Genomic DNA, 19,957 nt, shown 5'->3' on the forward strand with positions numbered 1-19,957 from the left:
CGCGCTCGTGCGTGAGGGCCGGCGCCGCGCCGGCGTCCGCCGGGGCCCGTCGCTGAGGTCGTATCGTTGGCGGGCATGGAAGCACCGCACAACAGCCCGGCCGCCGAGCTTGCCGGAAGCACCGCGCACGGCACCGTCACCGTGACGCTGGCCGTCGAGTCCCCCGAACAGATGACGGCCCTGGGCCGCCGGATCTCCGGTGTGCTGCGCCCCGGCGACCTGGTGATGCTCAGCGGCGAGCTCGGCGCCGGGAAGACGACCCTGACCCGCGGTCTCGGCGAGGGCCTGGGCGTGCGCGGCGCCGTCACCTCGCCCACCTTCGTGATCGCCCGCGTCCACCCCTCGCTCGGGGACGGCCCGGCGCTGGTCCACGTCGACGCGTACCGCCTGGGCGGCGGGCTCGACGAGATGGAGGACCTCGATCTCGACGTGTCGCTGCCGGACTCGGTGGTCGTCGTCGAGTGGGGCGACGGCAAGGTGGAGGAGCTGTCCGAGGACCGGCTCCAGGTGCTGATCGACCGCGCGGTCGGGGACACGGACGACGAACGGCGCGAGGTGACGCTCGTGGGCGTCGGCGCACGGTGGGCGGGGCTGCCGGTGGAGTCCTGGGGTCCGTGGGACGTGGCGGGAGCCTGAGGAGCGGTGGGCGGGGCCTGTTTCCGACAAGGTGTCGGCACATTGTTGCGCGGGGCGGTCCGGGCGTGGTGACATGGAGGACGAGAGCAGGTTAGGTCTGCCTAACGTGCCTTCCAGCCGGAGCCCGAGGAGGGGTCCATGCCGACATCCGAGCGTGACGTGCAGCCGCCGCGGGCGGTATCGATGAAAGATCTGCTCGCCGCGGGGGCGGCGGCCGACGCGGTCTCCACCCCGCCCGCCCCGCGCCCGCGCGACGGGGCGCCCGCGCCCAGCGAGGGCGAGGGGCCGGTCAGCAAGCGGCCCTGACCCGCGCGGACGGGCCCGCCAGGGTTACCGGACGACGACGACCTTCGCGCCCACCGTGGCGAACGACCACAGGGCGTCGCCGTCCGCACGGGACATCCGCACCCCGCCCGTCTTCAGCGTCGGGTCCGGGCTCTCCAGCGAGCCGTCCTGCGCGGCGCTGAAGCCGATGGGCACGTCGTCGTGGGTCGCGAACCGGACCACGTGTTCGATCGGCACCCCGTCGGAGCCCGTGACCCTGCCGGAGCGCGAGGTCACCTGGTAGGCGCCCGGCAGGGCGCTCACCGAACTCGGCATCACCTTGAAGGTCCGGGTCGGCTTGTTCTTGGCGTCCACCAGCCACACCCGGCGGTCACCGAGCGCGTAGACCACGCGCATGCCCGTGCCGGACGCGGCGGGGACCGCGAGGGGGTCCTTCTTCGGCTTCGGCTTGACGTGGCCGGTGGCCGGGGCGCTGCTGGACGCCTTCGGCGCGACGCCGAGGTTGTCGGGGACGTTCGCCGAAGCCTGGTAGGCCAGGAAGCCGACCGCGGCGACGGCCGCCGCGGTGAGCGCGGCCACGATTCCCGAGCTGCCCCTAGCCACCGTGCGCCTCTTTCGCCATCGTTCACCGTCGTTAGTCGTACAAGCGTTTACACGTACTCCGCGTATACCCGGTGACGGTAGCACCGGAGCACCCCCGCACCGGGACGCCGTACGGGGGGCCGTGCCGCCCCCGGCGGAGCCGTAGGCTGTTTGCGTGCTCTTGCTCGCTATGGATACCGCCACCCCCGCCGTCACCGCCGCCCTGTACGACGGGACCCGCGTCGTCGCCGAGTCCGGTCAGGTCGACGCCCGAAGGCACGGGGAGCTGCTGCTGCCCGCCGTCGACCGGGTCCTCGCCGAGGCCGGAGTGAAACTCGACGCCGTGACGGACGTGGCCGTGGGCGTCGGCCCCGGCCCGTACACCGGACTGCGGGTCGGCCTGGTGACGGCCGCGACCTTCGGTTCGGCGCTGTCCGTGCCCGTCCACGGGCTGTGCACCCTGGACGCCCTCGCGTACGCCGCCGGGCAGGCCGGGCTGGAGGGCCCGTTCGCCGTCGCCACGGACGCCCGCCGCAAGGAGGTCTACTGGGCGCGGTACGAGGACCCCCGCACCCGGACCGGTGAACCCGCCGTGGACCGGCCCGCCGACCTCGCGGAGCGGCTCGCGGGCCTGCCCGTCGTCGGGGCGGGCGCGGCGCTCTACCCCGAGGCGTTCCCGGACGCGCGCGGCCCCGAGCACGTCGCGGCCGGTGCGCTGGCCGCCCTCGCCGCCGAGCGCCTCGCCGCGGGCACCGGCCTGCTGCCGCCGCAGCCGCTCTACCTGCGCAGGCCCGACGCGCAGGTCCCGAAGAACTACAAGGTGGTCACGCCGAAGTGACCGCCACGACCGCAGTGCTGCGCGAGATGCGCTGGTGGGACATCGACCCGGTGCTCGACCTGGAGCACGAGCTGTTCCCGGACGACGCCTGGTCGGCCGGCATGTTCTGGTCCGAACTGGCGCACGCCCGCGGCCCGCGCGCCACCCGCCGCTACGTGGTCGCCGAGGACCCGGTCACCGGCCGGATCGTCGGATACGCGGGCCTCGCGGCGGCCGGCGACCTCGCCGACGTACAGACGATCGGCGTCACCCGCGGGCACTGGGGCGGCGGGCTCGGCTCCGAGCTCCTCACCGACCTGCTGAAGCACGCCACGGCCTTCGAGTGCGCCGAGGTGCTGCTGGAGGTCCGCGTCGACAACACCCGGGCGCAGAAGCTGTACGAGCGCTTCGGCTTCGAACCGATCGGCTTCCGCCGCGGCTACTACCAGCCGGGCAACATCGACGCACTCGTCATGCGCCTCCACGTACACGAAGACGTACACGAAGACGGACAGGCGCCCGTACAGGAAACAGAGACTGACTGATGGCTGACGAACCGCTCGTACTCGGCATCGAGACCTCCTGCGACGAGACCGGCGTCGGCATCGTCCGCGGGACGACGCTGCTCGCCGACGCCGTCGCGTCCAGCGTCGACACGCACGCCCGCTTCGGCGGCGTCGTCCCGGAGATCGCCTCCCGCGCCCACCTGGAGGCGATGGTCCCCACGATCGAGCGCGCCCTGAAGGAGGCCGGGGTCACCGGCCGCGACCTCGACGGCATCTCCGTCACCGCCGGCCCCGGACTCGCCGGCGCCCTGCTCGTCGGCGTCTCGGCGGCGAAGGCGTACGCGTACGCGCTCGGCAAGCCGCTCTACGGGGTCAACCACCTCGCCTCGCACATCTGCGTCGACCAGCTGGAGCACGGCCCGCTGCCCGAGCCGACCATGGCGCTGCTGGTCAGCGGCGGCCACTCCTCGCTGCTGCTCGCACCCGACATCACCCACGACGTGCGGCCGCTCGGCGCGACCATCGACGACGCGGCCGGCGAGGCCTTCGACAAGATCGCCCGCGTGCTGCAGCTCGGCTTCCCCGGCGGCCCGGTCATCGACCGTCTCGCCAGGGAGGGCGACCCGAAGGCCATCGCGTTCCCGCGCGGCCTGACCGGCTCGCGCGACCCCGCGTACGACTTCTCCTTCTCCGGCCTGAAGACCTCCGTCGCCCGCTGGATCGAGGCGAAGCGCGCGGCGGGCGAGGAGGTGCCGGTGCGGGACGTGGCGGCGTCCTTCCAGGAGGCCGTGGTGGACGTGCTCACCCGCAAGGCCGTCCGCGCCTGCAAGGACGAGGGCGTCGACCACCTGATGATCGGCGGTGGCGTCGCCGCCAACTCGCGGCTGCGGGCGCTCGCCGAGGAGCGGTGCGAGCGGGCCGGCATCCGGCTGCGCGTGCCGCGGCCCGGGCTGTGCACCGACAACGGGGCCATGGTCGCCGCCCTGGGCGCGGAGATGGTCGCCCGCAACCGGCCCGCCTCCGACCTGGAACTCTCGGCGGACTCCTCGCTGCCGGTCACCGAGACCCACGTACCGGGCGCGGACCACGCCCACACGCACGATCACGTGCACGAGATCAGCAAGGACAACCTGTACTCATGAGCGGTACGACCGTCGCGCTGATGTGGGAGGCCCGGGCCACCGAGGGCCGGGGCGCGGAACTGCTGGAGTGGGCCCGCGCCCGCGCCGGCGAGCTGGCGCGCCCCCCGCTGCGCAGCGAGCTGCTGCGGGCCCCGCAGGACCGCGTCCTGGTCGTCACGTGGTGGGAGGGCGCGTACGGCGACGCCCTGCCGGAGCTGCCGGAACCGGACGCGGGGATCGTCACCCGGCCGGTGCACCGCTGGCGCTTCGAGTCCCTCGGACCGGCGGCGGGGGACCCCACCCCCTGACACACCCGCCGACCGCCCCGGTGGCCGGCCCGGAAAAAGTTCAGAAGAATTCCGGAGGGGCTGTCGATCCGGGCGTCTCCCGTTCGACGCAGGGGTGAGAGGCGGGGAAGAGGTCCCCGCCCTCCCGACCGAGGAGTCACCATGCCGCGCTTCATGTCCCTCATCCGCCTCGACGAGCAGGCGGCAGCCGGTTTCGAGCCCGACCCCGGCTTCGACGAGCGGGTCACCGCCCTGTTCGAGGAGATCAACAAGGCGGGCGTGATGCTGGAGACCGCGGGCCTCACCCCGACCTCCCAGGGCACCCGCGTCCACTGGTCCGGCGGCAAGCTCAGCCACACCGACGGGCCCTTCACCGAGACGAAGGAAGTCGTCGGCGGATACGCCATCCTCCAGTGCAAGGACAAGGAGGAAGCACTCGAGTGGGCCCGCAGGTTCCTGCGGGTGCACCCGGAGAGCTGGAGCGTCACCTGCGAGGTCCGGGCCCTCGACGAGGCCTGAGGGCTCCGCGGGTCGCGCTTGCCCGCGTCCGGTACGGCTGCTCTGATGGGTGGTCGTGACGGCAGCGAGCGCGGTGGAGACGGTGTTCAGGATCGAGTCCGCGCGGATCATCGCCGGTGCCGCCCGCATCGTCCGGGACGTGGGCATCGCCGAGGAACTCGCGCAGGACGCCCTGGTCGCCGCGCTGGAACAGTGGCCGGAGTCGGGCGTCCCGGACAACCCGGGAGCCTGGCTCATGGCCACGGCCAAGCACCGCGCCATCGATCTCGTACGCCGCCGTGAGACGTACGCCCGCAAGCTGGCCGAGATGGGCCGCGACCTGGACGGCGTCTGCGGTGAACCGGACCCCGGTGCCGCGGATCCCGACCACATCGACGACGACCTGCTGCGGCTGATCTTCACCTCCTGCCATCCGGTGCTCTCCACCGACGCCCGGATCGCCCTCACGCTGCGGCTCCTCGGCGGCCTCACCACCGAGGAGATCGCCCGCGCCTTCCTCACCACCGAACCGACCGTCGCCCAGCGGATCGTCCGGGCCAAACGGGCACTCGGCCGCGCCGGAGTCCCCTTCGAGGTGCCGTACGGCCCCGAGCGCGCCGCCCGGCTCGGATCGGTGCTCGAAGTCATCTACCTCGTCTTCAACGAGGGCTACGCCGCGACCGCCGGCGAGGACTGGCTGCGCCCGGCGCTCTGCGAGGACGCGCTGCGCCTGGCCCGGGTGCTGGCCGGGCTCATGCCGGACGAACCCGAGGTGCACGCACTGGCCGCCCTGCTGGAGCTCCAGGCCTCGCGGACCGCCGCCAGGACCGGACCGGACGGCGCCCCGGTGCTGCTCGCCGACCAGAACCGGGCCCGCTGGGACCGGCTGCTGATCCGGCGCGGCCTCGCGGCCCTGCTCCGGGCCGCCGGGACGGCCGCCGAGGCGGGGCAGGCCCTGGGGCCGTACGCCCTCCAGGCCGCCATCGCCGCCTGCCACGCCCGGGCGGCGCGCTACGAGGACACCGACTGGGCGGCCATCACCGCGCTCTACGACCGGCTCGCCGCCCTGGCCCCGTCGCCCGTCGTCGAGCTCAACCGCGCCGTCGCCGTCGCCATGGCCGAGGGGCCGGCCGCCGGCCTCGTCCTGGTCGACGCCCTGGTCGCCGACCCCGCGCTCAAGGGCTACCACTTGCTGCCGAGCGTCCGCGGGGATCTGCTGGAGCGGATGGGACGTACGGACGAGGCGCGCGAGGAGTTCGTACGGGCGGCGGAGCTCACCCGCAACGCACGGGAACGGGCGCTGCTGCTGGGCCGGGCCGGCCGATGAGTTCCGGGCCCGCCGCCGGTCTACCCTGCACGGCGTCTTTTCGCACCCCCGAGTCAGGAGAAGACCATGCAGAAGGTCACCACGTTCCTGTGGTTCGACAAAAACCAGGCCGAGAAGGCGGCGGAGCACTACATCTCCGTCATCGGCGGCGACTCGCGCGTCCTCGACGTGACCCGCTGGACCGCGTCCTCCCCGGGCGAGGAGGGGGCGGTGATGACGGTCCGCTTCCTCCTGGAGGGCACCGAGTACATCGCGTTCGACGGCGGCCCCGAGTTCCCCTTCAGCGAGGCCGTCTCCCTCTCCGTCGAGTGCGCGTCCCAGGAGGAGGCGGACCGGCTGTGGGACGAGCTGACCGCGGACGGCGGCCAGGAGAGCCAGTGCGGCTGGCTCAAGGACAAGTTCGGCGTCTCCTGGCAGATCATCCCGCCCGGTCTCGGTGACGCCCTGACCGACCCGGACCCGGACAAGGCGGCCCGGGCCATGAAGGCGATGCTCGGCATGAAGCGGCTCGACATCGAGGCCCTGCGCAACGCCTGACGGGTGATCACCCGCGCACGGGGGCACGGCCGCTCGATAGGGTCTGGCCCATGTCCCGCACTTCGGCACTGCCGCCGCCCCCGCCACCCGTGGAGATACGCGCCTGGCCCGACCGGGGAGCGATGCTCGCCGACCGGGCCTACATCCTGGGCGCGTTGGTGAAGATGCACATCGGCCCCGGCCGGCTCGGGCTGCTGTGGGCGTGGGGAGCGGTCGGCGCACTCGGCTGGGCCCTGATCGGCACCGCGCTCGTCACCTTCGAGCAGTCGTACGACATCTTCAGCGCGATCTTCGGCGTGATCCTGCTGGCCATGGGCGCCTGCTGCCTGGTGCCGGCCGTCATCCTCGTCGTCATCGGCCTGCGCCGGGACCGCCGGCTGCGCCGACTGCTGTCGCAGTGGGGGGCGTTGGACCGTGATCCGGCGGGCGACAGCGCCTACCGGCTGCCGGGTCTGAGCCTCTTCTGGCTGCTGTCCTCCTTCGCGCTCTGCGCCCTCGGGCTGTACGCCTGCTTCGCGGTGCCGGCCGGCGCCGCCCGCGGCGACGACACCTACGGCCTGACGGCCCTCGTCATGGGCCTCGGCTTCATCGGCTGGCTGCTCGGCCTCATCGGCGTCACCAAGGCGTTCTGGCACCGGCGTTGGATCGTGCGGACGCTGCTCGGCGCCCCCGCTCCCGAACCGCTGATCTCCCTCGGCGGCGGCGCTCACCGCTGATCCCGGCCCTATCCTTGGCAGGCACACGGGCGACTCAGGGGGAGGGCGTTTCATGGAGTGGTACTGGTGGGTGCTCATCATCTTCTGGACGGGTGGCTTCGGCTGGGTGGCCGACAACGTCCGTACGGCGATGCGCAACCGGCACACCCGCAAGCTGGAACTGCTGGAGGCCGGCAAGCGGGAACGGCTGGCGGTCGAGGCGTCGAAGAGGCCGCCCGAGCCGGTCTGCGGCTGCACGCACCACCTCGCCAAGCACGACAAGCAGGGCAAGTGCCATGAGCGGGTCGAGGTGCCGACCGCGTGGGACGAGCAGAAGAAGCCGGTGCGCTTCGAGTCGGGGCAGTGCAACTGCCAGCAGTACGTGGGCCCGCAGCCCCTCTCGCAGGTGTACGCGGAGGACCTGACCGACCTCGCCTGAGGCCCCGGCCCGCCGTCAGCCGAGGCCGGCCTCCGGGCCGGTCACGGGACGGCCGATCAGCATCGTCGGCGCGTCCGCGACCCGGGTGAGGAAGACCGTGGCCGCGTTCGGGCCCCGGAGCTTCATCTTCCTTCGCAGTTCCTCCGGTTCGACCGCCGAGCCGCGCTTCTTGACCGTGAGGACGCCGACCTCCCGCTCCCGCAGCAGCGCCTTCAGCCGCTTTGTGCTGAAGGGGAGCTGATCGGTGATCTCGTAGCCGGCGGTGTACGGGGAGTCGTACAGCTCGTCGCTCGTGACGTACGCGATCATCTCGTCGAACAGCCGGCCGTGGCACCGCTCCACGATCCCGGCGACCAGATGCGCCCGGATCACCGCGCCGTCCGGCTCGTACAGATAGCGCCCCACCGGCCCGACCGGCGGGGCGGGCAGTGCGGCCGGAGCGGACAGCGTGGCGCCCGAGGGGAGCAGGGTCGCGCGGTAGGAGCCGGCCGTGAAGCCCTCGCCGAACCAGAGCACCGCCTCCTTCACGTCGCCGCCGTCCGAGATCCACTCGGCCTCCGCCTGCGGCCCGATCGCCTCGTGGGGGACGCCCGGGGCGATCTTCAGCGCGGCCCTGGGCGCCTTCAGCGCGGCCGCGGTCGCCCAGGACAGGGGCGGGGAGTACGCCTCCGGGTCGAAGATCCGGCCGCGGCCGCCCCGGCGGGCCGGGTCGACGAACACCGCGTCGTAGGGCGAGGTGTCGATCTCCGTGACGTCGGCGCACCGCACCTCGATCAGCGCGTCCAGCCCGAGCGCGGCGGCGTTGGCGCGGGCCACCTCGGCCGTCAGCGGGTCGCGGTCCACGGCGAGCACGGAGATCCCGGCCCGGGCCAGGGCGATCGCGTCGCCGCCGATCCCGCAGCAGAGGTCGGCGACGCTGCGCACCCCGGCGTCCGCGAACCGCCGGGCGCGGTAGCCGGCCACCGATGTGCGGGTCGCCTGCTCGACGCCGTTCGGCGTGAAGAACATCCGGTGCGCGTCCTCGGCGCCGAACTTCGCCACCGCCCGCTGCCGCAGCCGGGCCTGCCCCAGCGCCGCCGAGACGAGGGCGGCCGGATGGGTGCGGCGCAGCCGGGTGGCGGTGGCCAGTTCGGTGGCGGGGTCGTACGACCGCAGCCCGGCCAGCAGCCCGGCGCCCTCGGGGGTGCGCAGGGCCAGGAAGGCGGCGAGGGGGTCGGGTGCGTCGGACGGGCCGGACGGGGCGAGAGCGTTCACCCGCCCCATTGTGGGCCAGCCGGTTGTGCGCCAGCCGGGGGACCGTGCGGGGTGGGCGCTGTGTCGGCCCGGATGCCCGATCCCGGGCTGGCAGGATGCGGCGCCATGCAGCCAGTACGACAAAAGGAAGAATTCATCATGAAGAGACGCAGACCGGGTGCCGTGTCGGGCGGGCAGGGACGCGTGAAGCGCGGACACGGCCACCTGCGGCGCCGGCCGGGCTACGCGGTGCTCGCCGCGCTCCTGGTCGCCGCGGTCGGCTCGGGCTGTGCGGCGGAGACCGGCGGTGGCGCCGCGTCCGACCCCGACCCCGGGCGCGCGGCGGCCGCCCGGGCCGGACAGCCGGGCGGCCCCCCGGCGGGGGCGGCGGGCTCCATGGCGGGGCAGGCCGAGAAGGCGCGCCGCGCCCAGGCCGCCCGGGCCGTCGCCGCCAGGAAGTGGGGCCTGGCGAGCACCCCGCTGACCCCGCCCCTGCCCCCCGCCGTGAAGCCGCACCTCACCACCCGCAAGGGCTTCGAGGTCGAGGGCGGCGACGCGTCGCTGCCGCCCGTCTTCACCACGGTCCCCACCAAGGAGAAGGTCGTCTTCCTGACGATGGACGACGGGGAGGAGAAGGACCCCGAGCTGCTGAAGATGATGTCGGAGCTGAACATCCCGTACAGCGCCTTCCTCAGCGACTACCTGGTGCGCGACGACTACACGTACTTCAAGGAGGCGCAGGTCCGCGGCGCCGTCCTCGGCAACCACACGCTGAACCACCGCTACCTGCCCGGTCTCTCCCACGACGAGCAGAAGCGGGAGATCTGCGACCAGCAGGACATCCTCGAGAAGCAGTACGGCGAGCGCCCCCGGCTCTTCCGGCCGCCGTACGGCAACTACAACGGCGACACCCTGCGGATCGCCAAGTCCTGCGGGATCACGGCCGTGCCCCTGTGGGCGGCGGAGGCGTTCCCCGACCACATGGAGTGGCGGGAGGAGGACCGGGACCTGCACCCCGGCGACATCATCCTCACGCACTTCCGGGGCAAGGAGGAGTGGAAGGGCAGCATGCCCGACCTGATCCGGTCCGTCATGAAGGTCGTCACGGACAAGGGATACGCCGTGGCCCGGCTGGAGGACTACGTATGAGAAGGGCGCACCGGCTGCTGGCCGGACTGCTGACCGCCGGTGCGCTCCTGACCGCCACCGCCGGCTGCGCGCAGTCGGTGGACCCGATCGAGCGGCTGGGCCGCAAGGCGGCGCGGCGGGTGAACCTGTCGCCGGGCGCTCAGGAGGCGGCGCGGCCCGCTGTGGTGCGCGGTGATCACGGGGCGCCGGGGGCGATGGTCGTCGTCGCCTGCGGCGGCCCCGGCCGCACCGGGGCGGTGGCCCGGTCGAAGCGCTGGTGGCCGGGGGCCGACGCGGACGCGGACGCGGGGTGTGTGAGGCGGTAGGGCCCGCAGGGGGTCTCGCGGAACGCTCCGGACGGCCCCCGCGTTGTCCCTGGGGTGAGCGGAACGTTGCGCGGCCGCAGTCGTACGGACGCGCCCCCCAGGACGCCACGAGGGTCATGAATTGGCACTCCGCTTGACCGAGTGCTAATCGCGGTCATAGTCTCAGTGCTGGCACTCCCCACTGGAGAGTGCCAGCAGTACTGTGCGACCGGCAGGTCCGGCACCCGCGACGACGGGCCCACCTGGTCGCCACCCACAGACTGATAACCCCGTGAGATCTCCGAAGGGGGAGACCGGATCGTGTCGACCGCCAGCTCCAAGGTTGCGATCAAGCCGCTCGAGGACCGCATTGTGGTCCAGCCGCTCGACGCCGAGCAGACCACGGCCTCCGGCCTGGTCATTCCGGACACAGCCAAGGAGAAGCCCCAGGAGGGCGTCGTCCTGGCCGTGGGCCCGGGCCGCTTCGAGAACGGCGAGCGCCTTCCGCTCGACGTCAAGACCGGCGATGTCGTGCTGTACAGCAAGTACGGCGGCACCGAGGTGAAGTACAACGGCGAGGAGTACCTCGTCCTCTCGGCTCGCGACGTGCTCGCGATCATCGAGAAGTAATTCACTTAACGTTTGCTTCTGTTCTGCGCCCCTGGCCCCCTGCGAAATAACTAGCCGGGCGGCAGGGGCGCAGTTCTTTGTGTTGAGAGGACAGTTCAGCTCCATGGCGAAGATCCTGAAGTTCGACGAGGACGCCCGTCGCGCCCTCGAGCGCGGCGTCAACAAGCTTGCCGACACGGTCAAGGTGACGATCGGCCCCAAGGGCCGCAACGTCGTCATCGACAAGAAGTTCGGTGCGCCCACCATCACCAACGACGGTGTCACCATCGCGCGCGAGGTCGAGCTGGACGACCCGTACGAGAACCTCGGTGCCCAGCTGGTGAAGGAGGTGGCGACCAAGACCAACGACGTAGCCGGTGACGGTACGACCACCGCCACCGTCCTGGCCCAGGCGCTCGTCCGCGAGGGCCTGCGCAACGTGGCCGCGGGCGCGTCCCCGGCCGCCCTGAAGAAGGGCATCGACGCCGCGGTCAAGGCCGTGTCCGAGGAGCTCCTCGCGACCGCCCGCCCGATCGACGACAAGTCCGACATCGCCGCCGTGGCCGCGCTCTCCGCGCAGGACGCCCAGGTCGGCGAGCTCATCGCGGACGCGATGGACAAGGTCGGCAAGGACGGTGTCATCACCGTCGAGGAGTCCAACACCTTCGGTCTGGACCTCGACTTCACCGAGGGCATGGCCTTCGACAAGGGCTACCTGTCCCCGTACATGGTGACCGACCAGGAGCGTATGGAGGCCGTCCTCGACGACCCGTACATCCTGATCCACCAGGGCAAGATCGGCTCGATCCAGGAGCTGCTGCCGCTCCTGGAGAAGGTCATCCAGGCCGGTGCCTCCAAGCCGCTGCTGATCATCGCCGAGGACGTCGAGGGCGAGGCCCTGTCGACCCTGGTCGTCAACAAGATCCGTGGCACCTTCAACGCCGTCGCGGTGAAGGCCCCGGGCTTCGGTGACCGCCGCAAGGCCATGCTCGGCGACATCGCCACCCTCACCGGTGCGACCGTCATCGCCGAGGAGGTCGGCCTCAAGCTCGACCAGGCCGGTCTGGACGTGCTGGGCACCGCCCGCCGCGTGACCGTCTCCAAGGACGACACCACCATCGTCGACGGTGGCGGCAAGTCCGACGAGGTCGCCGGCCGCGTCAACCAGATCAAGGCCGAGATCGAGTCCACGGACTCCGACTGGGACCGCGAGAAGCTCCAGGAGCGCCTGGCGAAGCTGGCCGGCGGGGTCTGCGTGATCCGCGTCGGTGCGGCCACCGAGGTGGAGCTCAAGGAGAAGAAGCACCGTCTGGAGGACGCCATCTCCGCGACCCGCGCCGCGGTCGAGGAGGGCATCGTCTCCGGTGGTGGCTCCGCTCTGGTCCACGCCGTCAAGGTCCTCGAGGGTAACCTCGGCAAGACCGGCGACGAGGCCACCGGTGTCGCGGTCGTGCGCCGCGCCGCCGTCGAGCCGCTCCGCTGGATCGCCGAGAACGCGGGCCTCGAGGGCTACGTCATCACCTCGAAGGTCTCCGAGCTCGACAAGGGCCAGGGCTTCAACGCCGCGACCGGCGAGTACGGCGACCTGGTGAAGGCCGGCGTCATCGACCCGGTCAAGGTCACCCGCTCCGCCCTGGAGAACGCCGCGTCCATCGCGTCGCTGCTGCTCACGACCGAGACCCTGGTCGTCGAGAAGCCGGCCGAGGAAGAGGCCGAGGCCGGTCACGGCCACGGTCACTCGCACTAGCGTGCAGCCGTAGTTCCCGCGCGAAGCGGTGAGGCCCGGTACCCCGTGAGGGGTGCCGGGCCTCGTGCGTGTGCGCGTGCGGGGAGGGTCACGCCGAGCGCGACAACGCGTCCCCGCACACCGGGTCCGCGAACGGCCGCCCGGACGCGAAGCGTTCCAGCTCGTCCAGCGCCTGGTCCGCCATCCGGTGCAGCTCGTTGCCCAGCGACCCCGCGACGTGCGGCGTCAGCAGGACGTTCGGCAGGTCGTAGAGCGGCGAGGACGCCACGGGCAGATCGGGGTCCGTCACGTCCAGGACCGCGTGCAGCCGCCCGCCCGTCAGCTCGGCGAGCAGGGCGTCCTCGTCGACCAGCGACCCGCGCGCCGTGTTGATCAGCGTCGCGCCCGACGGCATGGCCGCCAACTGGGCGGCGCCGATGAGATGGTGCGTCTCGGGAAGCTGCGGGGCGTGCACCGAGACGACGGAGCTGTGCGCGCACAGGTCGTCGAGCGTGGTGAGGCGGACGCCGAGCCGCGCCGCCTCGGCCTCGCCGGCATACGGGTCGTACAGCAGGACGTCCAGATCGAAGGGGCGCAGCAGCTCGATCACCCGCCGGCCGATGCGGGAGGCGCCGACGATGCCCACCGTGCGGCGGTAGTTGCCGGTGCCGTCCAGTTCGGTGAGCCAGTCGTGGGCGGTGCGCAGGGTGCGGTAGCGCTGGGCGGATCCGAGGACCCGCTTGCCCGCGAAGAGGATCGCGGCGAGGGTGAACTCGGCGACCGGCAGGGCGTTGGCGCCGGCCGCCGAGGTGACGGCGATGCCCCGCTCCCAGCAGGCGTCGGTGATGTGGTGCTTGACGGACCCGGCCGCGTGCACCACCGCACGCAGCCGCGGGGCGGCGGCCAGCACCGGTGCGGTCAGCGGGGTCGCGCCCCAGCAGGTGAACAGCACCTCGGCCTCGGCGAGCGCGGCCGCCACCTCGGGTGCGGGGTCGGCCAGGTCGTGGGCGACGAGCCGGGTGTCCGTACGGGTGAGGGCGGCCAGCCGGGTGTGGTGGCGCGCGGCGAGGAGGCGTCCGGCGATGCCGGGGCCCATCGCGAGCAGGGCCCGGGGCCGGTTGTCAGTGGCGTGCGGCATGGTGGGACTCGTACTCCTCGGGGCTCGCGTGGTCGGTCACTTGACGCTTCCGGCGGTCAGTCCCGCCTTCCAGTGCCGTTGCAGGGAGACGAAGGCGACGATCAGCGGGATGACGGCGAGAAGGGAGCCGGTGACGACGAGCGGGTAGAAGCCCGGCTCGCCATGGGTGTTGGTGTTCCACGCGTACAGGCCGAGGCTCAGGGGGAAGAGCTTGCGGTCCGAGAGCATCACGAGGGGGAGGAAGAAGTTGTTCCAGATCGCGGTGAACTGGAAGAGGAAGACGGTCACGAAGCCCGGCATGACCATGGGCAGGCCGACGGACCAGAAGACGCGCAGCTCGCCCGCCCCGTCGATCCGGGCGGCCTCCAGCGCCTCGTTCGGTATGTAACCCGAGCTGAACACCCGGGCGAGGTACACGCCGAACGGATTGACGAGCACCGGGATCAGCACCGACCAGTACGTGTTGACCAGGCCCACGTCGGACGCCAGCAGGTACATCGGCAGGGCGAGCGCCGTGGTCGGGACGAGCACGCCCATCAGCACCAGGCCGAACAGCTGGTCCTTGCCCCGGAAGGCGTACTTGTCGAAGGCGTACCCGGCGGCGACGCAGATCAGCGAGCAGACGAGCGCACCGCCGCCCGCGTAACCGAGGCTGTTGAGGTACCAGCGGAAGTAGATGCCGTCGCCGTAGGCGGCCAGGTCCGAGAGGTTCTCGCCCAGGTTGAAGCCGTCGAAGGAGAAGGCGTTGCCCGCGAGCAGGCCGCCGGTGTCCTTCGTGGCCGCGGTGACCAGCCAGACGAGCGGGAAGAGCATGTAGACGACGGCGAGCAACAGGAAGCCGTTGACCGCGGTCTTCGACATCCAGCGGCCGTGGGAGGCGGGGGAACTCATGCTGTCTTGCCCTTCCGGCCGGTGAAGCGGGTGACGACGAAGGACAGCAGCGCGGCCGTGAGCGCCAGCAGGAGGGAGGCGGCGGCGGCGAGACCGTAGTCGTTGCGCTCGAAGGCCGCGGTGTACGCGTACATGTTCGGCGTCCAGGTGGAGGTGACGGCGGAGCCGGTCCCCTTGTTGAGGATCAGGGGCTCGGTGAACAGCTGGAGCGAGCCGATGACGGTGAACAGCGCGACCATCACGACGGAGGCCCGGATCAGCGGCACCTTGATGCCGATCGCGATCCGCCAGGCGCCGGCCCCGTCGACCGTGGCCGCTTCGAGGACGGAGCGGTCGATGGCCTGCAACGCGGCGTAGAAGATCACCATGTTGTAGCCGAGCCACTCCCACAGCGCGATGTTGACGACCGAGGGCAGGGCTCCGTCGGGGGAGAAGAAGTCGAAGCCGACGCCACCGGACTCCATGGCGCTGACCACCGGGCTGAGTTGCGGCGTGTAGAGGTACACCCAGATCAGCGCGGCGATGATGCCGGGCACGGCGTGCGGCAGGAACAGCGCGAGCTGGAAGAACCGGCGGGCACGGGCCAGCGTGGAGTCCAGCAGCAGCGCGAGGGCGAGGGCTCCGACGAGGAGCAGCGGTATGTAGAAGAGGCAGTATCCGAGGAGTACGCCGAAGCCCTCGCGGAACGCCCGGTCGCCCAGGGCCGCCGTGTAGTTGTCGAGCCCGCTGAACACGGACTCGGTGCCGCCGAAGCCCAGGCCGGACTGTTTCTCGGTGAACAGGCTGAGCCAGACCGCGTAGCCGATCGGCAGCACCATGGCCAGCGTGAACAGTACGAAGAAGGGCCCCAGCAGGATGGCGGCGGCTCTGGTGGTCCGGGCGCGCTTCATCAGCCGGCGTCCTCGACCTTCAGACCGCGCTTCTTCAGCTCGGCGACCGTGGCGTCGTGCCCGGCCTGCACGGCGGCCCCGACGGTGGTGCCCCCGCTCGCGACCTTGCCGAACTGGTCCTTCATCGTGGTGTTCGTGGTCCCGGTCGTCGGTCCCCAGCTCCAGTCCGGGCCGATGGACGCCGCGGCGTCCTCGAAGACCTGGTAGATGTCCTCACCGCCGTAGAAGTCCGCGTCGAACGCCTTCTTCGCCACCGGACGCAGCGATGCCGCGGCCGGGAAGGCGCTCGACGTGCCGGACTCGATGCGGGCCTTGATGCCTGCCTCGGTGGTCGACATCCAGGTGGCGAACTCGACCGCCGCGTCCGCCTTCTCGCTGGTCTTCGGCACCGCGAAGGTGGAGCCGCCGAGCATGCCGCTGGCCGGCTTGCCGTCCCAGCTGGGCATCGGGGCGACGGCCCACTTGCCGCTCTGCTCGGGCAGGGTGCCCTTGAGGACACCCGCGCCCCAGGCCGCGCCGAGGTAACCGATGGTGCCGCCGTTCTTGAGGGAGTTGGTCCACTCGGGGCTGAACGAGGCGTTGGCACGGATCAGGTCGTCGTCGAGCAGACCCTGCCAGTAGTCGGCGACCTTGCCGGTGGCCGCGTCGGTGGTGTTCACCCTCCAGGTGTCGCCCTCGGGCTTGTACCACTGGGCGCCGGCCTGCCAGGCCATCGCCTGGAACGTGGTCGGGTCGTCGGGGAAGAAGGTGCCGATCCGGGCCTTCTTGTCGGCCTTTTTGACCTTCTCCGCGGCCTTGCGGAAGTCGGCCCAGGTCCTGGGGACCTCCACGCCGTACTTCGCGAACAGGTCCTTGCGGTAGTAGAAGGACTGCGGGGAGGCGTCGAAGGGGACGGCCCAGTTCTTGCCGCCGAGAGTCGTCAGCTCCACCGCCTGGGGCAGCAGCTTCTTCCTGATGTCCTCGGTGAAGTACGGGCCGATGTCCTGGAGCGCGCCCTGGCTGACGTACTCCGGGAGCTGCGGGTACTCGATGGAGACGAGGTCGGGGGCGTTGCCCGCCTTCACGGCGTTGGAGATCTTGGCGTAGCCGCCCGCGTTGCCGGACGGGATCTCCTCGTACACCACCTTGATGTTCGTGTGCGAGGCGTTGAACGCGTCAACGACCTCCTTGGATCCCTTGGCCCAGCCCCAGAAGGTGATGCTGACGGGCTTGCCGTCACCTCCGGCGGCGGACGTGTCGTCACCGCCGCCGCCACAAGCCGTGAGAACGGCGAGGGCGGTGGCGGCTCCGGCTACGGCGAGGGACGTTCTGCTCGGACTGCGGCTCACGGCGAGGCTCCTGACCAGGCGGCGACATGGCGTTGGCCGTGATCCTTGGACCAGCCGTGACCGAAGTCAAGAGCGAAAGATCGATTGATCGAAAAAAGATCAGAAGAGTTGCGTACGGACGCCGCCCCGGTGCCGGGGGAACGCCTACGGAAGAGGCGCTCCGCAGGAGTCCCTGACCCGCAGCTGCGGCAGCAGCGTCAGATGCCGGCGCGGGGCGTCCGCGCCCTGGCCGAGCCGCTCCACCAGCAGGTCCGTCGCATGCCGGCCCACCTCGCGCTTGGGCGGGGCCACGGCGGTGAGCGGGGTGTCCGCGAGCGCGGCCACCTCGTCGTCATACGCGATGAGCGCGAGGTCCTCCGGCACCCGCACGCCCAGCTCCGCCAAGCGCTGCACGACCTGGATCGCGTCCACGTCGTTGTGGATGAGCGCCGCGGTCGCCACCCCCGAGCGGACCGCCTCGCGCAGCGCCCGCACGGCTTCCTCGAACGCCTCCGGAGCCAGTTCCGCCGGTACGGAATCGATCACGTCCTGCGGTGCGCGCAGCCCGAGCACCCCCAGTGCCTCCGCGTATCCGGAGCGCACCGCGAGGGCGGTCGGGGAGTCCGCGCGGGCCATCAGCAGCGGCGCTCCGTGCCCGAGGTCCACCAGATGGCGCACGGCCAGCAGCACCCCGTGGGCATGGTCCGAGCAGACGCGGTCCAGGCCGTCCAGAGGCGACCCGGCGGTGGGCCTGCGCTCCAGCAGGACGGTCGGCACCGGCAGTGAGCTGATCCAGTCGCCGAAGGCCGACGGGTCGCCGGGATGCTGCCAGCCGGGCGCGACCAGCAGGCCCTCGGCCCCCGCGGACAGCAGCCCCTCGGTGCGTGCGTGGTCCTCCTGCGGCCGGTAGTCGGAGATCCGAAGGATCAGCCGGGCGCCCGCCCGGGCGGCGGCCTCGTGGGCGCCCCTGATCACCTCGGCGAAGTAGTAGGTCGCGGAGGGCGCCAGCATGCCGAGGACCAGGCCGTGCCCGGCGCCGGCGGGGCCCGTGGCGGGGGCGGTGTCCTGGGGCCAGGACACCGAACCGTGGACCCGGTCGAGCAGGCCGCGGCCGGCCAGGTCCTCGACGTCCCGGCGCACCGTGACGGGCGAGACCCCCAGCTGGGAGGCCAGGTCCGACACCCGGGCCGAACCCCGGTCGCGTACCAGCCCGAGCAGGCGGTCATGACGTTCAGCAGCACTTTCGCGCACGGCGGCAGTCCCCTCGCAGTGTGTGACCCGGCCCCTGGCCCGGCCGGTTCCGGAGCCGATGTCCGACCCTAGACCAACGTGATCGAACGATGGGAGTTTCGATCATTCAAACGCGATCCATTGACGTTCGATCAATCCGAGTCCAGGATTCCCGGCGATGCCGATCCGGCCGCTCCCGGCCCGTCCCGACCCTGACTGTTCGCACGGAGGAATTGTGAGACATCGCCTCACCGCCGCAGCGCTCGCGGCCCTGACCGCCACCGCCGGTCTGACGCTCGCAGGCCCGGCCTCCGCGCAGGCGGCGCCCGCCGGCCGGACCTTCCACGTCGACTGCGCCGCGTCCCCGGACGGGGCGGACGGCAGCAGGCGGCATCCCTGGACCACACTCGCCGAAGCCGGTGCGCATACCTACGGGCCGGGCGACCGGCTCCTCTTCAAGCGCGGCGCCACCTGCACCGGCACCCTGGCCCCCACCGGCGCGGGCTCCGCCCGAGCCCCGTTCACCATCGCCGACTACGGCACCGGCCCGGCCCGCGCCCGGCTCGACGGCGCCGGCGCGCACGACACCGTCCTGCTCGCCGACACGCAGTACGTGCACCTCAGGAACCTGGAGATCACCAACGCCGACAACCCGGGCAGCGAGCGCAACGGTGTCCGCCTGCGCCTCACCGACTACGGCGTCGCCCGGGGCTTCGTCATCAGCGGCCTCTACATCCACGATGTGCGGGGAGGCGACCACAAGACCCTGGCCGGCTCCAGCGCCCTCCACATCGCCGTCGAGGGCACGGCGAAGGCCAGCTGGTACGGCGGGCTGGACATCGGGCACAACCGCATCGAGGACGTCGACCGCGAGGGCATCTACTTCAAGTCGACCTTCTCCAAGCGCGATCTGGTCGGTCAGCAGCAGGACCCGAACGTCTACCCGGGGGAGTGGACCCCCAGCACCGGCGTCCGCATCCACCACAACACGCTGAAGTCCCTGGCGGGCGACGGCATGAAGCTCGACACCACGAGCGGCGCCCGCGTCGACCACAACCGGGTCGACGGCTTCCAGCTCCGTTCGCCCTCCGCCAACGCGGGCATCTGGACCTTCAACACCGACGACACGACCGTCGAGTACAACGAGGTCTCGGGCGGCGGCAACACCCATGACGGCATGTCCTTCGACGCCGACGGCGCGTCGCGGAACACCGTCTTCCAGTACAACCACAGCCACGACAACGAGGGCGGCTTCCTGCTGATCTGCCCGTACAGCGGGGCGAAGACCATCGGCACGGTCGCCCGCTACAACGTCAGCAGCGACGACGGCGCCCGCCTGATCCAGAACTGCTGGGGCCCGATCCTCGGCACCCAGATCTACAACAACACCTTCCGCAACACGAAGCGGATCCCCGGCCACCTCGTCCAGGACGACGCCGGCAGCCCCGCCACCACCCAGCACGAACTGTCGGTCCGCAACAACGTCTTCGTCAGCGAGGGCGCCGGAGGCTACGCCTTCAAGAACCCGACCCCCGGGCTCTCCTTCGACCACAACGCCTTCTACGGCATCGACATGACGCGCCCGAACCCCGGCGGGATCACGGCCGACCCGGAGCTCCGGGACGACTTCCGCCTCGGCGCGGGCTCGCCCGCCCTCGCCGCCGGAGCCGTCATCGCGGACAACGGCGGCAAGGACTACTTCGGCGACCGGCTGAAGCCCGGCGCCCCGAACATCGGCGCCTACGCGGGCCGCGGGATCCGGTAACCCAC

Annotated in this window: 23 protein-coding genes; 16 read left to right on the forward strand and 7 right to left on the reverse strand. The window is 71.8% G+C overall.

All coding sequences use genetic code 11. The annotated features are described in order from the left end of the window. Positions 1–75: 75 nt before the first annotated feature. Positions 76–636, forward strand: a complete 561-nt coding sequence (tsaE, locus tag ABZ454_RS24465; RefSeq protein WP_359540890.1) for a tRNA (adenosine(37)-N6)-threonylcarbamoyltransferase complex ATPase subunit type 1 TsaE — start codon at positions 76–78, stop codon at positions 634–636. A 138-nt stretch (positions 637–774) separates the two neighbouring features. Continuing rightward, positions 775–942: a hypothetical protein gene (locus tag ABZ454_RS24470; RefSeq protein WP_356321973.1), complete on the forward strand. Its 168-nt coding sequence runs from the start codon at positions 775–777 to the stop codon at positions 940–942. Positions 943–966: 24 nt separating this feature from the next. Here the strand turns inward: ABZ454_RS24470 and ABZ454_RS24475 are convergent, their stop codons facing one another. Continuing rightward, positions 967–1,524 carry a hypothetical protein gene (locus tag ABZ454_RS24475; protein WP_359540894.1) on the reverse strand — a complete coding sequence of 186 codons (558 nt, stop codon included), beginning with the start codon at positions 1,522–1,524 and terminating at the stop codon, positions 967–969. 169 nt (positions 1,525–1,693) lie between these two features. On the opposite strand from ABZ454_RS24475, the gene tsaB reads away from it, so the two are divergent. From tsaB to ABZ454_RS24520, 9 genes are all read left to right on the forward strand, one after another. Then, on the forward strand, positions 1,694–2,341 hold the full coding sequence (gene tsaB / locus ABZ454_RS24480; RefSeq protein WP_359541091.1) for a tRNA (adenosine(37)-N6)-threonylcarbamoyltransferase complex dimerization subunit type 1 TsaB: 648 nt from the start codon (positions 1,694–1,696) through the stop codon (positions 2,339–2,341). Beyond that, positions 2,338–2,865 carry a ribosomal protein S18-alanine N-acetyltransferase gene (gene rimI, locus ABZ454_RS24485; protein WP_356321975.1) on the forward strand — a complete coding sequence of 176 codons (528 nt, stop codon included), beginning with the start codon at positions 2,338–2,340 and terminating at the stop codon, positions 2,863–2,865. The genes tsaB and rimI overlap by 4 nt, the downstream gene beginning before the upstream one ends. Next, the gene (gene tsaD, locus ABZ454_RS24490; protein WP_356321976.1) at positions 2,865–3,968 is read left to right on the forward strand and encodes a tRNA (adenosine(37)-N6)-threonylcarbamoyltransferase complex transferase subunit TsaD; all 1,104 of its coding nucleotides are present in this window, start codon (positions 2,865–2,867) and stop codon (positions 3,966–3,968) included. Before rimI ends, tsaD begins: the two co-directional genes overlap by 1 nt. Further along, positions 3,965–4,255 carry a hypothetical protein gene (locus ABZ454_RS24495; RefSeq protein WP_359540897.1) on the forward strand — a complete coding sequence of 97 codons (291 nt, stop codon included), beginning with the start codon at positions 3,965–3,967 and terminating at the stop codon, positions 4,253–4,255. The genes tsaD and ABZ454_RS24495 overlap by 4 nt, the downstream gene beginning before the upstream one ends. Positions 4,256–4,396: 141 nt before the next feature. Next, a complete protein-coding gene (locus ABZ454_RS24500) occupies positions 4,397–4,753 on the forward strand; it encodes a YciI family protein (protein WP_359540899.1) in 357 nt (118 codons plus the stop codon). A gap of 55 nt (positions 4,754–4,808) precedes the next feature. Continuing rightward, on the forward strand, positions 4,809–6,059 hold the full coding sequence (locus tag ABZ454_RS24505; RefSeq protein WP_359540901.1) for an RNA polymerase sigma factor: 1,251 nt from the start codon (positions 4,809–4,811) through the stop codon (positions 6,057–6,059). A 66-nt stretch (positions 6,060–6,125) separates the two neighbouring features. After that, on the forward strand, positions 6,126–6,596 hold the full coding sequence (locus ABZ454_RS24510; protein WP_356321980.1) for a VOC family protein: 471 nt from the start codon (positions 6,126–6,128) through the stop codon (positions 6,594–6,596). A gap of 50 nt (positions 6,597–6,646) precedes the next feature. Continuing rightward, positions 6,647–7,312, forward strand: a complete 666-nt coding sequence (locus ABZ454_RS24515; protein WP_359540904.1) for a hypothetical protein — start codon at positions 6,647–6,649, stop codon at positions 7,310–7,312. A 52-nt stretch (positions 7,313–7,364) separates the two neighbouring features. Beyond that, on the forward strand, positions 7,365–7,730 hold the full coding sequence (locus ABZ454_RS24520) for a hypothetical protein (protein WP_359540906.1): 366 nt from the start codon (positions 7,365–7,367) through the stop codon (positions 7,728–7,730). Positions 7,731–7,745: 15 nt separating this feature from the next. On the opposite strand, the gene ABZ454_RS24525 is transcribed toward ABZ454_RS24520, so the two are convergent. Then, positions 7,746–8,993: a methyltransferase domain-containing protein gene (locus ABZ454_RS24525; RefSeq protein WP_356321983.1), complete on the reverse strand. Its 1,248-nt coding sequence runs from the start codon at positions 8,991–8,993 to the stop codon at positions 7,746–7,748. 96 nt (positions 8,994–9,089) lie between these two features. Between ABZ454_RS24525 and ABZ454_RS24530 the strand changes: the two genes are divergently transcribed. The 4 genes from ABZ454_RS24530 to groL all read left to right on the forward strand — a co-directional run bounded on the left by ABZ454_RS24530 (position 9,090) and on the right by groL (position 12,752). Beyond that, entirely contained in the window at positions 9,090–10,112 is a 1,023-nt protein-coding gene (locus ABZ454_RS24530; RefSeq protein WP_359540910.1) for a polysaccharide deacetylase family protein, read from the forward strand. Then, a complete protein-coding gene (locus ABZ454_RS24535) occupies positions 10,109–10,417 on the forward strand; it encodes a hypothetical protein (RefSeq protein WP_359540912.1) in 309 nt (102 codons plus the stop codon). Before ABZ454_RS24530 ends, ABZ454_RS24535 begins: the two co-directional genes overlap by 4 nt. Positions 10,418–10,717: 300 nt before the next feature. Next, entirely contained in the window at positions 10,718–11,026 is a 309-nt protein-coding gene (groES, locus tag ABZ454_RS24540; RefSeq protein ID WP_018101172.1) for a co-chaperone GroES, read from the forward strand. A 103-nt stretch (positions 11,027–11,129) separates the two neighbouring features. Continuing rightward, a complete protein-coding gene (gene groL, locus ABZ454_RS24545; RefSeq protein ID WP_356321986.1) occupies positions 11,130–12,752 on the forward strand; it encodes a chaperonin GroEL in 1,623 nt (540 codons plus the stop codon). A gap of 88 nt (positions 12,753–12,840) precedes the next feature. Here the strand turns inward: groL and ABZ454_RS24550 are convergent, their stop codons facing one another. The 5 genes from ABZ454_RS24550 to ABZ454_RS24570 all read right to left on the reverse strand — a co-directional run bounded on the left by ABZ454_RS24550 (position 12,841) and on the right by ABZ454_RS24570 (position 18,208). Then, positions 12,841–13,869, reverse strand: a complete 1,029-nt coding sequence (locus ABZ454_RS24550) for a hydroxyacid dehydrogenase (RefSeq protein WP_359540914.1) — start codon at positions 13,867–13,869, stop codon at positions 12,841–12,843. Between the two features lie 36 nt (positions 13,870–13,905). Further along, positions 13,906–14,760: a carbohydrate ABC transporter permease gene (locus ABZ454_RS24555; protein ID WP_356321988.1), complete on the reverse strand. Its 855-nt coding sequence runs from the start codon at positions 14,758–14,760 to the stop codon at positions 13,906–13,908. Next, positions 14,757–15,650 (reverse strand): sugar ABC transporter permease, encoded by an 894-nt coding sequence (locus ABZ454_RS24560; protein ID WP_359540915.1) that lies wholly within the window; start codon positions 15,648–15,650, stop codon positions 14,757–14,759. The genes ABZ454_RS24555 and ABZ454_RS24560 overlap by 4 nt, the downstream gene beginning before the upstream one ends. Next, a complete protein-coding gene (locus tag ABZ454_RS24565; protein WP_359540917.1) occupies positions 15,650–16,978 on the reverse strand; it encodes a sugar ABC transporter substrate-binding protein in 1,329 nt (442 codons plus the stop codon). The genes ABZ454_RS24560 and ABZ454_RS24565 overlap by 1 nt, the downstream gene beginning before the upstream one ends. 144 nt (positions 16,979–17,122) lie before the next feature. Further along, positions 17,123–18,208 (reverse strand): substrate-binding domain-containing protein, encoded by a 1,086-nt coding sequence (locus ABZ454_RS24570; protein ID WP_359540918.1) that lies wholly within the window; start codon positions 18,206–18,208, stop codon positions 17,123–17,125. Positions 18,209–18,422: 214 nt separating this feature from the next. On the opposite strand from ABZ454_RS24570, the gene ABZ454_RS24575 reads away from it, so the two are divergent. Next, the gene (locus tag ABZ454_RS24575; RefSeq protein WP_359540921.1) at positions 18,423–19,952 is read left to right on the forward strand and encodes a right-handed parallel beta-helix repeat-containing protein; all 1,530 of its coding nucleotides are present in this window, start codon (positions 18,423–18,425) and stop codon (positions 19,950–19,952) included. The last annotated feature ends 5 nt before the right edge of the window (positions 19,953–19,957 follow it).

This window comes from Streptomyces sp. NPDC005803, assembly GCF_040630435.1.
Classification (GTDB): Bacteria; Actinomycetota; Actinomycetes; order Streptomycetales; family Streptomycetaceae; genus Streptomyces.

Bases quoted from the DNA above. Each gene is read 5' to 3' on its own strand.
- tsaE (WP_359540890.1), top strand. From the start codon at position 76: ATGGAAGCACCGCACAACAGCCCGGCCGCCGAGCTTGCCGGAAGCACC.
- ABZ454_RS24470 (WP_356321973.1), top strand. From the start codon at position 775: ATGCCGACATCCGAGCGTGACGTGCAGCCGCCGCGGGCGGTATCGATG.
- tsaB (WP_359541091.1), top strand. From the start codon at position 1,694: ATGGATACCGCCACCCCCGCCGTCACCGCCGCCCTGTACGACGGGACC.
- tsaD (WP_356321976.1), top strand. From the start codon at position 2,865: ATGGCTGACGAACCGCTCGTACTCGGCATCGAGACCTCCTGCGACGAG.
- ABZ454_RS24495 (WP_359540897.1), top strand. From the start codon at position 3,965: ATGAGCGGTACGACCGTCGCGCTGATGTGGGAGGCCCGGGCCACCGAG.
- ABZ454_RS24500 (WP_359540899.1), top strand. From the start codon at position 4,397: ATGCCGCGCTTCATGTCCCTCATCCGCCTCGACGAGCAGGCGGCAGCC.
- ABZ454_RS24510 (WP_356321980.1), top strand. From the start codon at position 6,126: ATGCAGAAGGTCACCACGTTCCTGTGGTTCGACAAAAACCAGGCCGAG.
- ABZ454_RS24515 (WP_359540904.1), top strand. From the start codon at position 6,647: ATGTCCCGCACTTCGGCACTGCCGCCGCCCCCGCCACCCGTGGAGATA.
- ABZ454_RS24520 (WP_359540906.1), top strand. From the start codon at position 7,365: ATGGAGTGGTACTGGTGGGTGCTCATCATCTTCTGGACGGGTGGCTTC.
- ABZ454_RS24525 (WP_356321983.1), bottom strand. From the start codon at position 8,993: ATGGGGCGGGTGAACGCTCTCGCCCCGTCCGGCCCGTCCGACGCACCC.
- ABZ454_RS24530 (WP_359540910.1), top strand. From the start codon at position 9,090: ATGCAGCCAGTACGACAAAAGGAAGAATTCATCATGAAGAGACGCAGA.
- ABZ454_RS24535 (WP_359540912.1), top strand. From the start codon at position 10,109: ATGAGAAGGGCGCACCGGCTGCTGGCCGGACTGCTGACCGCCGGTGCG.
- groL (WP_356321986.1), top strand. From the start codon at position 11,130: ATGGCGAAGATCCTGAAGTTCGACGAGGACGCCCGTCGCGCCCTCGAG.
- ABZ454_RS24550 (WP_359540914.1), bottom strand. From the start codon at position 13,869: ATGCCGCACGCCACTGACAACCGGCCCCGGGCCCTGCTCGCGATGGGC.
- ABZ454_RS24555 (WP_356321988.1), bottom strand. From the start codon at position 14,760: ATGAGTTCCCCCGCCTCCCACGGCCGCTGGATGTCGAAGACCGCGGTC.
- ABZ454_RS24560 (WP_359540915.1), bottom strand. From the start codon at position 15,650: ATGAAGCGCGCCCGGACCACCAGAGCCGCCGCCATCCTGCTGGGGCCC.